Raw genomic sequence first — 12,540 nt, 5'->3', positions numbered from 1 at the left:
TCAGTACTCCACCTTCTGGTCGCGGCGGCGGATGACCGTCACCTCGTCGCGCTGGTTGCCGGTCGGGCCCAGGTAGTTGAAGGCCCAGGTCAACTGGGCGTATCCGCCGACGAGATGGGTCGGCTTGAGCATGACCCGGGTCAGCGAGTTGTGGATGCCGCCCCGGCGGCCGGTCTTCTCCGTCTTCGGGACGCCGACCGTGCGCTCCTGCGCGTGGTTCATGTAGACCGTGCCGGCGGGCATCTTGTGGGAGACGATCGCGCGGGCGGTGACCACGCCGTTGCGGTTGACCGCCTCGATCCAGTCGTTGTCCCTGACCCCGATGGCGTCGGCGTCCTGCGGCGACATCCAGATCGTCTGCCCGCCCCGGCCGAGCGTCATCATGTACAGGTTGTCCTGGTACTGGGAGTGGATCGCCCACTTGTTGTGCGGGGTGAGGTAGCGCACCGCGACCTGCTTCCCGTCGCTCGACCCCAACTCCGGTTCCCCGTACAGCCGGTGCATGTCCAGCGGCGGCTTGAAGACGGGCAGCGACTCGCCGACCTCGTGCATCCAGTCGTGGTCGAGGAAGAAGTGCTGGCGCCCGGTGAGCGTGTGCCAGGGCTTGAGGTGCTCGGTGTTGACGGTGAAGGCGGTGTAGCGGCGCCCGCCGGACTCGCTGCCCGACCACTCGGGCGAGGTGATGACCGGCACGGGCCGGGCCTGGGTGTCGGCGAAGGTGATCCGCTTGCCCTCGGCCTCGGCCGCGAGGTGGGCCATCTCCTGGCCGGTCCGCTTCTCCAGCGTCTCGAAGCCCTGGGTGGCGAGCCGCCCGTTGGACGTGCCGGAGAGGGAGAGGATCGCCTCGCACGCCCGCTGCGCGGTGTCCAGACGCGGACGCCCGTCCGCGACCCCGCCCCTGACCAGGCCGTTCTTGGCGCCGAGGTAGGCGACCTCCTCGGCGACGTCGAAGGTGATCGCCTTCGTCGTCACCCCGAGCCGGTCGACCAGCGGGCCGAGCGCGGCGAACTTCTCGCCGACGGCGCCGTAGTCCCGCTCGACCACCGCCAGGTTGTACATCGTGCGCCCCGGCACCGGCTCGCACTCGCCCTTCGACCAGTCGAGCGCCACCCCGCCGGGCTGCGCCATCTCGCCGCCGGCGGTGTCGTGCTGGAGCGCCGTCGTGACGAGGTCCTTGCGCACGCCCAGGTGCTCCCCGGCCAGCTCGCCGAAGCGGCGGGCGAGGGCGAGGAAGGCGTCGTAGTCGGAGCGGGCCTGCCACGGCGGGTCGACGGCCGGGGTGAAGGCGTGCAGGAAGGGGTGCATGTCCGTGGAGGACAGGTCGTGCTTCTCGTACCAGGTGGCGGCCGGGAGGACGACGTCCGAGAGGAGCGTCGTCGACGTCATCCGGAAGTCCATGGCGAGCAGCAGGTCGAGCTTGCCCTCGACGTCCTCCTCCCGCCACGTCACGTCCCTCGGGGTGCAACGCGGGCCGTCGGAGGGGAGGTTGGAGTGGGTGCCGAGGAGGTGCTTGAGGAAGTACTCGTTGCCCTTGGAGGAGGAGCCGAGAAGGTTGGCCCGCCACACGTTGAGCACCCGGGGCCAGTTCCCCGGCGCGTCCGGGTCCTCCCCGGCGAAGCCGAGCGTGCCGTCCTTCAGCGCCTTCACGGTGTCGGCGACCGGGTCGTCCTGCGCGCCGAGCTCCAGCGGGTTGCGGTCGAAGGTCGGGTACGAGGGCATCCAGCCCATCCGCGCCGAGGCGGCCAGGCAGTCGGCGCCCGTCATGCCGTCGAAGCGGCCGGTGCCGAGCGGTGAGGCCAGCGACTCGGCGGGCAGGGTGTCGTACCGCCACTGGTCGGTGTGGAGGTAGAACCAGCCGGCGCCGATCATGTGCCGGGGCGGCCGGCCCCAGTCGGAGGCGCTCGCGAGGGTGGCCCAGCCGGTCACAGGACGGCACTTCTCCTGGCCGACGTAGTGGCCCCAGCCGCCGCCGTTGCGGCCCTGGCAGCCGGTCAGCGTCAGCAGGGCGAGGAAGGCGCGGTAGATCGTCTCGGAGTGGAACCAGTGGTTGGTGCCCGCGCCCATCAGGATCATGCAGCGGCCGTGCGAGCGCTCGGCCGTGTCGGCGAACTCCCGTGCCACGCGCGCCGCCTGGGCCGCCGGGACCGAGGTCAGCGTCTCCTGCCAGGCGGGGGTGCCGGGCTGCGAGGCGTCCTCGTACGACTCCGGCCACGCGCCCGGCAGACCCTCGCGCCCGACCCCGTACTGGGCGAGCAGCAGGTCGTACACGGTGGTGACCAGCGGCCCGCCCTCGGAGAGCCGCCGCACCGGAACCCCGCGTCGCAGCACCTCGCCCTCCTCGTCGAAGCGCGGCAGCACCACCTCGGCGGAGGCGCCCTCCTCCAGGAGGGAGAGCCGGGGGCGTACGTCTCCGAGGTCGAGGTTCCAGTCGGGTTCGCCGGCCGTGCCCCAGCGGTGTCCGAGGGTGCCGTTCGGCACGATCGGCTCGCCGGTGGCGTCGTCGACGAGGACGGTCTTCCACTCGGCGTTCTCGACGTCCTGACCGAGGTCGGCCGCGGTGACGAACTTGCCCGGGACCAGGCCCTGTTCGGTCTCCTGGAGGGTGATCAGGAAGGGGAGGTCGGTGTAGGTGCGGACGTAGTCCGCGAAGAACGGCGTCTCCCGGTCGACGAAGAACTCCTTGAGGACGACGTGCCCCATCGCCAGGGCCAGCGCCCCGTCCGTCCCCGGGTGCGGGTGCATCCACTCGTCGGCGAACTTGGTGTTGTCCGCGAAGTCCGGCGAGACGGTCACGACCTTCTGGCCCCGGTAGCGCGCCTCCGTCATCCAGTGGGCGTCCGGCGTGCGCGTCACCGGCACGTTCGAGCCCCACATCATCAGATACGCCGCGTCCCACCAGTCGCCGGACTCCGGCACGTCCGTCTGGTCGCCGAAGACCTGCGGCGAGGCCACCGGCAGGTCCGCGTACCAGTCGTAGAAGGAGAGCATCGGCGCGCCGATGAGCGAGTGGAAGCGGGCGCCCGCCGCGTGCGAGGCCATCGACATCGCCGGGATGGGGGAGAAACCGGCCACCCGGTCGGGGCCGTGCTCCTTGATGGTGTGGACGTGCGCGGCGGCGGCGATCTCCACCGCCTCCTCCCAACTCGCCCGCACCAGACCGCCCTTGCCCCGGGCCTGCTGGTAGGTGCGGCGGCGCACCGGGTCGCGCTGGATGTCCGCCCAGGCCAGCACCGGGTCCTTCAGGCGCTTCTTCGCCTCGCGGTACATCGCGAGGAGGGTGCCCCGGACCATGGGGTGCCGGACCCGGGTGGGGGAGTAGCTGTACCAGGAGAAGGAGGCGCCCCGGGGGCAGCCGCGCGGCTCGTACTCGGGCCGGTCGGGGCCGACGGACGGGTAGTCGGTGGCCTGGGTCTCCCAGATGATGATCCCGTCCTTGACGTACACCTTCCACCGGCACGAGCCGGTGCAGTTGACGCCGTGGGTGGAGTACACGACCTTGTCGTGGCTCCAGCGGTCCCGGTAGAACGACTCGCCCTCCCGCCCTCCGGTGCGGTGCACCGTCCGAAGGTCCTCGGAGACCTCGGAACGGGAGAAGAACCTTCCCGCTCGGAGGAGGATCTCGGCGGCTTCGGGCTGCTCCTGCTGCACGTCAGGCTCCTTCACGACGATGCGTTCAGCAGCCCGAGCCTAGGCCGGGCGAAAGGGCCGGAAGGGGGGCCAATGGTCCCGTACGGGTGTGACCAAATCCCGCATTTGTCCCGGGGCCCGATGTGTGAGGCTGTCCCGGTGAGCACTCTGAGACGGTGGATACCGAACCAGCACGGGGCCTGGGCCATGCTCGCCGTGCCCTACCTCGCGGGAGTCCTGACCGGCTCCCCGACCTGGCTCCAACTCCCCGTCTTCCTGGCGTGGTTGCTCGGCTACTGCGCCGTCTTCCACGCGGAACAGTGGGTACGGCTCCGACGCGCGTCCCGCAACCCCCGGGCCGCCGCACGGCACTCCCGCCCCGCGCTGGTCCTCTCCACCGCCACGACCGCCTTCGGCCTGCCCCTGCTGGTGGCCGAGCCCTGGCTCGCGGTGGCCGGCGCCCTGATGGCGCCCTTCCTCGCCGTGAACGTCGTCTACGCCCGCCGCAACCGCGAACGGGCCCTCGCCAACGGCCTCGTGGCCGTCGTCCCCGCCTGCGGGATGCTGTTCGTCGCGCTCCGGCTCGGCGGCGGCACGGTCACCGAGGGCCTCGCCCCCGCGCTCGCCTGCCTGCTGTACTTCGCCGGCACCGTCCCGTACGTGAAGACGATGATCCGCGAGCGGAACTCGGCGGCGTACCGGAAGGGCTCGGTCGCCTACCACGCGGTGGCGCTGGTGGCGGCGACCTTCCTCAGCCCCTGGCTCGCCGTCCCCTTCGCCCTCTACCTCGCCCGCGCGGTCGCGCTCCCCGGCCGGGGACTCAGGGTCCCGGTCGTGGGAGCCGTCGAGGTCGGCTGCTCGGTACTGCTGCTCGCCTTCCTGGTGGGCGTCTACGGCTGATGCCCCCGGTGTCCACGGCCGGGCTACAGCGCTCCCCGCTTCGTCAGCCAGTTGAAGCAGATCCAGCCCGGCAGGACCGGCAGCCACAGGGTCAGCAGACGGTAGAGCAGCACCGCCGGGGTGGCGACCTCGATGGGCAGGCCCACCGCGACGAGGCCGCCGATGAGCGCGCCCTCGACCGCGCCGACACCACCGGGCGTCGGCGCCGCCGAGCCCAGCGCGTTGCCCGCGAGGAAGACCACGGCCACGCCCGCGAAGCTGACCGACGCGCTGCCGTGCCCGAAGGCGCGGATCGACGCGTCGAGGCAGAGGACGAACACACCGGTCAGCAGCAGCATCCCGCCGATGCCCGTGACGAGCTTCATCGGCCGCTGGAGCACGTCCAGCATGCGCGGCACCACGCCCGCGAAGAGCGACCGCAGCCGGGTGGAGACGAACTTCCGGATGAACGGGATCGCCGTCATCACCAGGACCAGCACCGCCACCGTCAGCAGACCGGCGATCACCGTCCTCGACGGCGTGAACGACTGCGACTTCTCGGTGCCCGTCAGATAGCCGAAGGAGAGCAGCAGCAGGATGTGCGCCCCGAGCCCGAAGAGCTGCGAGGCGCCGACGCTCGCCACCGCGAGCCCCGGGCGCACGCCCGCGCGCTGGAGGAAGCGGGTGTTGAGGGCGACACCGCCGACCGCCGCCGGGGCGACGATCTTCACGAACGAGCCGGCGACCTGCGCCACCACCGTCCGCCAGAAGCCGACCCGCTCCGGCACGAAACCGAGCAGGCTCATCGCCGCCGCCAGATAGCTGATCGCCGAGAACACCACGGCCGCGGCCACCCACCGCCAGTCCGCCTCGGCGACCGTGGACAGCGGGGTCCTGGCGATCTGCGAGAGCAGGAAGTACGCGGCCACCGCGCCCGCGATCAGCGAGATCAGCGTCCGCGGCTTGATCCGCTCCAGCCGGACCGGCTCCACCGGCGCCTGCGGCCGGATCAGCAGCACCTGCCGGCGGATCTGCGCGAGCATGTCCTCCTCGCGGGCCTCGTCCAGGGCCTCGTCGAGCGCCCGCTTCTCCGCCTTCTTGTCCGCCTTCTTCTCGGCCTTCTCGGCCTTGGGGTCGGCGCCGGGCGCCGGAAGGCCCGCGTGGGCGGCCTCCTTGGCCTGCTCCCGCTCCTTCTTCGCCTCCTCGGAGGCGGCGAGGACCGCCTCGCGCTCCCGCTGCGAGCGCTCCCGCGCCAGCCGCCGCAGGGTCGCGCGGGTCGACCGGCTCAGCGCGATCGGCTGGAGCAGCGGCAGACAGTCCGCCACCGCGTCCGGGCCCAGCACCTCCACGGCCGCCGCCACCGTCCGCTCCGCCCCGACCCGCAGGCCCAGGGTGGTGAGGAACTGGGCGATGTCCATCCGCAGCACCAGATCGCCGGCCGCGATCTCGCCGCCGCGCAGATCCGTCAGGAAGACCCTGCCGGAACGATCCATCAGGATCGCGTCCCCCGACAGCCTGCGGTGCGCGATCCGGCGCGACTGGAGCGCCTTCACCTGCTCCCACGCGCCGCGCGCCAGCTCGTCGGTGATCTCGCCGTCGTCCAGCGAGTCCAGGCTGCGGCCGCCGATGTGCTCGTACACGAGCATCACCGCGTCCGGCCCCAGCTCGGAGGTGGCGATCAGCTTCGGCGCGTTCGCCCCGGCCGCGATCGCCGCGTACGCGAGCAGCGCCTCCTGCTCCAGCGCCTGCCGGAGTGAGACGATCGACCGGCGGGTGGTCACCGTCCGCAGGGTGATCCGCCGCCACAGCCGGTAGAAGAAGCCGTGCGCCTGCTGCTCCCGGTCGACGACGGTGACGTCCAGCGGCGGCCCGTCCTCCAGGGTCACGATGTACCGGCGGCCCCGGTCCCCGCTCTCCGCGGTCTCCGGCACCTCCTCCGCGCGCAGCGCCGTCACCGGCCGGAAGCCGACCCGGCGCAGTCCGGCGAGGAGGGTCTGCCCGGTCGGCCGGACGTTCGGGGAGCCGACCGCATACAGCGTGCCGTACGCCACCGTCCAGCCGATCAGCACGGTCAGGATGATCGAGAAGGCGGTGGTGTAGCCCGCCACCAGCATGGTGAAGGCGTCGAGGAGCAGCACCGTCCACAGCGAGAACCGCCAGCGGGGCCGGCGGGCCATCCCGACGGCCGTCATGTACGCGATCACCGGCGCGAGGTAGTTGTGCACCGGGTCGGTCAGCCCGCCGCCGCCCGCCGACTGGGTCAGCGCGTCCTGGATCGTGTCCGGCGCGGCCCTCGCCACCCACAGGTCGATCGCGAGGGTGACGCCGTGCGCGAGCACGGCCGCGAGGACGCCGTCCGCGATCCGCAGCCCGTCCCGTTTCACCAGCCGCTCGATGGCGAAGGCCACCGGCAGGACCAGGATCGCGATCGACGAGACCAGCCCGGCGATCTTGACGAAGACGTCGGAGGCGCCGACGGCCCCCTTGTTGATGTCCTGCTCCAGGCCGGACGTGGTGCCGTGGGCGAAGGCGGCGATGGCGAGGACGAGGGCGATGGCCAGCACACCGGCCAGCAGACGCATCAGGTCGGAGGGCCGGTGGACACGGGCGGCGAGCAGCGGCTCGTCGCCGGAGACCCGCTCGGGAGGCATGTCGGGCCGAGCCTCACCGGGAGGCTGAGTGTCCTGACCCATCACCATGTCCGTCTCTGCGTGTACTTCTGTTACTTCTACCGCGTCTGCTGTTTCTGCTCGCGTCTGCCGCTGTTGATCTCGTATCACCAGTCACCGCCCGCACGATGGTGGCATGAAGAGCCGCCCGGCGGAGGCATCAGGGGCATGTCGGTGGGGTGAGGCAGGATGAGACGGATGAGCCTGGAGGGACCCGTGGGACAGACCGGAGCGAGCGGAGCGGAAGACTCCGGACCGGCGGGGGAGCTGCCCCCGTACGCCGAGGCGGTGCTCGACGTCGCCGACCGCATCCCGCCCGGCCGGGTGATGACCTACGGCGACGTCGCCGAATGGCTCGGCGAGGGCGGCCCCCGCCAGGTCGGCCGCGTCATGTCCCTCTACGGCGGATCCGCCCCGTGGTGGCGGGTCGTGCGCTCCGACGGCACCCTGCTCCCCGGGCACGAGCTGCGCGCCCTCGGCCACTACCGCGACGAGGGCACACCGCTGCGGCAGCGCGGCCCGGCCGCCGACGGCCACGTCCCGAAGATCGACATGCGCCGCGCCCGCTGGGACGGCCAGGGCGCCGGCCCTCACGGGCACGAACCGGAATGAGCGGTACGGCGCCCGGCGGGCACCGGGCGTGCCGGATCTCACACGGCGCCCACGGGCCCGCGTCGTCCCCGCGGAGGCCGGGAGACCGCCCGTCCGGTCCGGAAGCCCGCCCGTCCGGTCCCGGAGACCAGGGCCCACCGCCGCCCGGTTTCGCGTAACGTCGACGGGCGTGCCGCGGAGGGCACGGACACGGGTACGCGCGCGTGCCGGGGTCCGTACCCCGCTCCGTACGCTCGTCACCCCGGTGACTCCTGCCGTCACCGGGATCACTCGCCTCACCCGCACAGCCCGCACCGCCCGCATCACCGGCACCACATCACCACCGACCAGGACCGGCCAACCACGTGAGCTCCTCCTCCACCACCCGGCCGACGCCGCCGCACCAGGGACAGCCGTACCCGGGCGCGGGCCGGCAGCGGACCCCCGGCGCGTACCGGCTCGTGCGCACGGCTCCGGCCCCGGTGGATCCCCCTCAGCTGGACGCAGCGCAGCGGGCGGTGGTTGAGCACGACCGGGGGCCGCTCCTCGTCCTCGCCGGACCCGGCACCGGAAAGACGACGACGCTGGTGGAGGCCGTCGCCGCCCGTATGGAACGCGGCACCGACCCCGAGCGGATCCTCGTCCTCACCTTCAGCCGCAAGGCCGCCGTCGAACTCCGCGACCGGATGGCCACCCGGCTCGGCGGCCGCCGCCCGCCCCAGGCCACCACCTTCCACTCGTACTGCTACGCCCTCATCCGGGCCCACCAGGACGCCGAACTCTTCGCCGAACCCCTCCGGCTCCTCTCCGGCCCCGAGCAGGACCTCGCCGTCCGCGAACTCCTCGCCGGCCAGATCGACCTCGAACGGACCGGGATAGGCGGCGTCCGCTGGCCCGACGAACTGCGCGCCTGCCTCACCACTCGCGGCTTCGCGGACGAGGTCCGCGCCGTCCTCGCCCGCTCCCGTGAGCTCGGCCTCGGCCCCGACGCGCTCCGCCGCTTCGCCGAACGCGTCGGCCGCCCCGACTGGAAGGCCGCCGCGGGCTTCCTCGCCGAGTACCTCGACGTCCTCGACCTCCAGGGCGTCCTCGACTACACCGAGCTGGTGCACCGGGCCGTCCTGCTCGCCGAACGGATCACGCTGCCCGGGTACGACGCCGTGTACGTCGACGAGTACCAGGACACCGACCCCGCCCAGGTCCGGCTCCTGACCGCCCTCACCGGCGGCGGGCGGAACACGGTCGTCGCCTTCGGCGACCCCGACCAGTCGATCTACGCCTTCCGCGGCGCCGACGTGAACGGCATCCTCGACTTCCCCGCAGCCTTCGGCGGAGCCCCCGTCCGCGTCCTCGGCACCTCCCGCCGGGCCGGCGCGGGCCTCCTCGCCGCCACCCGGGAGCTGACCCGGCGGATGCCGATGACCCGCCTGCCCGCGGCGGCCGTACGCGCCCACCGCGAGCTGTCGCCGGTACGCGAGGGAGGCCGGGCCGAGGCGTACACGTACCCCACCGCCTCCGCCGAGGCCGAGAACATCGCCGACCTGCTGCGCCGCGCGCACCTGGAGGACGGCGTCCCCTGGCACGACATGGCCGTCCTCACCCGAGCCGCCGCCCCACTCCCCTCCCTCCGCCGAGCCCTCACCTCAGCAGGCGTCCCAGTAGAAACAGACGCAGCAGACACCCCCCTCCGCCACGAACCAGCAGTAGCCCCTTTGCTACTGGCCCTCAGGGCTGTAGCCGCTGCCCCCCAGGTTGTGGGCGCCGCCGCCCCCACCCAGGTTGTGGGCATGCCTCCCGCCCCCACGCCGGTTGTGGGCATGCGTTCCGCCGGGGCGGAACGGGTGGGCACAACCGACCACGGCGCTGAGCCGCCCCCCGAGCCTTCACCCGCCGAGCCCGCACAGGACGAGCCCGCACAGGCCGAGCCCGCACGGGACGAGCCCGCACAGGCCGAGCCCCCCGCATGGCTGGACGTCCAGACGGCCCTAGAGCTCCTCGCCTCGCCCCTAGCCGGCGTAGACCCCGCAGACCTGCGCAGACTCGGCCGCGCCCTCCGCGACGAGGAACGCGCCGCGGGCAACAAGATCCCACCCCCCTCCGACACCCTCCTCGCCCGCGCCCTCGCCGAACCCGAACGCCTCGCCGCCCACGACCCCGCCTACGCCCGAGGCGCCCACCGCCTGGGCCGCCTCCTCCAGGACGCCCGTGCCCTGCTCGCCGCGGGCGGCACCGCGGAGGAGGCCCTGTGGGCGCTGTGGAACGGCACCCCCTGGCCCGGCCGCCTGGAGCGCGCCGCCCTCCGCGGCGGCCCCGCCGGCCGCAACGCCGACCGGGACCTCGACGCCGTCTGCGCCCTCTTCGAGACCGCCGCCCGCGCCGAAGAGCGCCTCGGCGGCCGCGGCGTGCTCAACTTCCTCGAAGAGCTCGACGCGCAGGACATCGCCGCCGACACCCTGACCCGCCGCCACACCCGCCCCGACGCCGTCCGCCTGATGACCGCGCACCGCTCCAAGGGCCTGGAGTGGAGCCTCGTCGTCGTCGCCGGCCTCCAGGAGGGCCTGTGGCCGGACCTGCGCCGCCGCGGCTCCCTCCTCGAAGCCGACCGCATCGGCCGCGACGGCCTCGCCGAGCCCCTCACCCCCGGCGCCCTCCTCGCCGAGGAGCGCCGCCTCTTCTACGTGGCCGCCACCCGCGCCCGCGAGCGCCTCGTCGTCACCGCCGTGAAGGCCCCCGCCGAGGACGGCGACCAGCCCTCCCGCTTCCTCACCGAGCTGGGCGCCGAGCCGAAGGAGGTGCCCGGCCGCCCCCGCCGCCCGCTCGCCGTCTCCGCGCTCGTCGCGGAACTGCGGGCCACCACCGTCGACCCGGACGCCTCGCCCGCGCTCCGGGACGCCGCCGCCCGCCGCCTGGCCCAGCTGGCGGCCCTCGCCGACGAGGACGGGCAGCCGATGGTCCCGGCCGCCCACCCGGACCGCTGGTGGGGCCTGCACGAGCCCACCCGCTCCGCCGTGCCGCTGCGCGACCGCGACCGCCCCGTCGCCCTCTCCCCGAGCGCCCTGGAGAACCTCGCCGCCACCTGCTCCCTCCAGTGGTTCCTGGGCCGCGAGGTCAAGGCCGCCGAGCCCGCCTCCGCCGCCCAGGGCTTCGGCAACGTCGTCCACGTCCTGGCCGACGAGGTCGCCTCCGGCCGCACCCCCGCCGACCTGGACGTCCTCATGGCCCGCCTCGACACCGTGTGGGACGCGCTCGCCTTCGACGCGCCCTGGAAGTCCGAGCAGGAGAAGGGGCACGCGCGCGTGGCGCTCGAACGGTTCCTGCGCTGGCACGTGATGGACCGCGGCGGCCGCACCCCCGCCGCGTCCGAGCACGGCTTCGACGTCACCCTGGAAGCGGGGGAGTACCAGGTCCGCATCCGCGGCTCCATGGACCGCGTGGAGACCGACGAGGAGGGCCGCGCCTACGTCGTCGACTTCAAGACCGGCAAGGCCGCCCCCACCCGGGACGAGGTCGCCCACCACCCGCAGCTCGCCGTCTACCAGCTCGCCGTCCGCGAGGGCGCCCTGGACGAGGTCTTCGACGGGCGCCGTCCCGAACCCGGCGGCGCCGAACTCGTCCAGCTGCGGCAGGCCGCCCCCAAGAAGGAGGGCGGCGACGCCCTGCCCAAGGTCCAGGCCCAGCAGCCCCCGGAGGGGGAGTGGATCGGCGACCTGCTCGCCACCGCCGCCGGCCGGGTCCTCGACGAACGCTTCACGCCGACGGCCGGCCAGCACTGCGCGACCTGCTCCTTCCGCGCCGCGTGCAGCGCCCGGCCCGAGGGCCGCCAGGTCGTCGACTGAGCGAGTGACGCGGGTCACGTTTCCGTTTGCGCATCCTTTGTCCACCCCCGTTCACCGTCCGTTGCGCGCCACCCCATAAGGTCTGCGTGAAGAGAACCTGTGAATATTCGCTTTCGAACACATCGAAGGCGCGTCGAACACGCTGAGGAGTACGTGCATGAGGGCCAACCGGAAGCTCTGGGCCGCGACGACGATCTGTCTGACCGCCGTCATCGGTCTCACGGGCTGCGGCAAGGGCGACGACAAGGCCGCCGACCCCTTCGCGGGCGTCTCGGCCGACGACATCGCCAAGAAGGCCGTCGAGGCGACCAAGGCCGCCACCTCCGTCCACATGAAGGGCGAGGGCAAGAACGACGGCAAGGACATGACCCTCGACTTCAGCGTTGACGACAAGGGCACCTGCCAGGGCACGATGTCCGCCGGCACCGAGGGCAAGGCCGAGGTCATGCGCACCGGCGGCTTCACCTACATGAAGGCTGACGACGCCTTCTACAAGAGCACCGGTGGCGAGGAGGGCGCCTCCGCCGAGGAGGGCGCCGCCATCGCCGCCCTGCTCAACGGCCGCTGGATGAAGATGCCGGCCGATGACGCGGACTCCAACGACCTCGGCGAGTTCTGCGACCTGAAGGCGATCTTCGCCGACATGGACAAGGAGACCGAGACCACCGGCCTCACCCGTGAGGCCGACGCCGACGTCGACGGCACCGCAGCCGTCGTCCTCAAGAGCAAGGCGGACAAGAAGGGCGAGACCACCACGCTGTACGTGGCCAAGGACTCCGCCAAGCCGTACATCCTCCGCTCCGTCACCGCCGGCGGCGAGGAGCCCGGCACGGTCACCCTCAGCGACTACGGCAAGCCGCTGACCGTCACCGCCCCGCCCGCCGACCAGGTCATGGACCTGGAGGCGCTCATGAAGGCCGGCGCCGGCAGCTGACCCC

The 12,540-nt window shown here is 73.0% G+C and carries 6 protein-coding genes; 4 read left to right on the top strand and 2 right to left on the bottom strand.

Annotated elements, in window-relative coordinates:
• Positions 1–3,648, bottom strand: a complete 3,648-nt coding sequence (locus ACFXMG_RS36885; protein WP_383828003.1) for a nitrate reductase subunit alpha — start codon at positions 3,646–3,648, stop codon at positions 1–3.
• A 138-nt stretch (positions 3,649–3,786) separates the two neighbouring features.
• Here ACFXMG_RS36885 and ACFXMG_RS36880 point away from each other — a divergent pair, with 138 nt between their 5' ends.
• Positions 3,787–4,527, top strand: a complete 741-nt coding sequence (locus ACFXMG_RS36880) for a YwiC-like family protein (RefSeq protein WP_383828001.1) — start codon at positions 3,787–3,789, stop codon at positions 4,525–4,527.
• Positions 4,528–4,550: 23 nt separating this feature from the next.
• Here ACFXMG_RS36880 and ACFXMG_RS36875 read toward each other — a convergent pair whose 3' ends face one another.
• Complete coding sequence (locus ACFXMG_RS36875) at positions 4,551–7,199, bottom strand: lysylphosphatidylglycerol synthase domain-containing protein (protein WP_383827999.1); 2,649 nt, start codon at positions 7,197–7,199, stop codon at positions 4,551–4,553.
• 165 nt (positions 7,200–7,364) lie between these two features.
• On the opposite strand from ACFXMG_RS36875, the gene ACFXMG_RS36870 reads away from it, so the two are divergent.
• The 3 genes from ACFXMG_RS36870 to ACFXMG_RS36860 all read left to right on the top strand — a co-directional run bounded on the left by ACFXMG_RS36870 (position 7,365) and on the right by ACFXMG_RS36860 (position 12,536).
• Positions 7,365–7,787 (top strand): MGMT family protein, encoded by a 423-nt coding sequence (locus ACFXMG_RS36870; RefSeq protein WP_383827997.1) that lies wholly within the window; start codon positions 7,365–7,367, stop codon positions 7,785–7,787.
• A gap of 344 nt (positions 7,788–8,131) precedes the next feature.
• Positions 8,132–11,602 (top strand): ATP-dependent helicase, encoded by a 3,471-nt coding sequence (locus ACFXMG_RS36865; protein ID WP_383827994.1) that lies wholly within the window; start codon positions 8,132–8,134, stop codon positions 11,600–11,602.
• A gap of 157 nt (positions 11,603–11,759) precedes the next feature.
• Positions 11,760–12,536 (top strand): hypothetical protein, encoded by a 777-nt coding sequence (locus tag ACFXMG_RS36860; RefSeq protein ID WP_383827992.1) that lies wholly within the window; start codon positions 11,760–11,762, stop codon positions 12,534–12,536.
• Positions 12,537–12,540: the final 4 nt, after the last annotated feature.

Source organism: Streptomyces sp. NPDC059201, from assembly GCF_042754585.1.
GTDB lineage: Bacteria > Actinomycetota > Actinomycetes > Streptomycetales > Streptomycetaceae > Streptomyces.
This window is presented reverse-complemented; position numbering and strand designations above follow the sequence as displayed.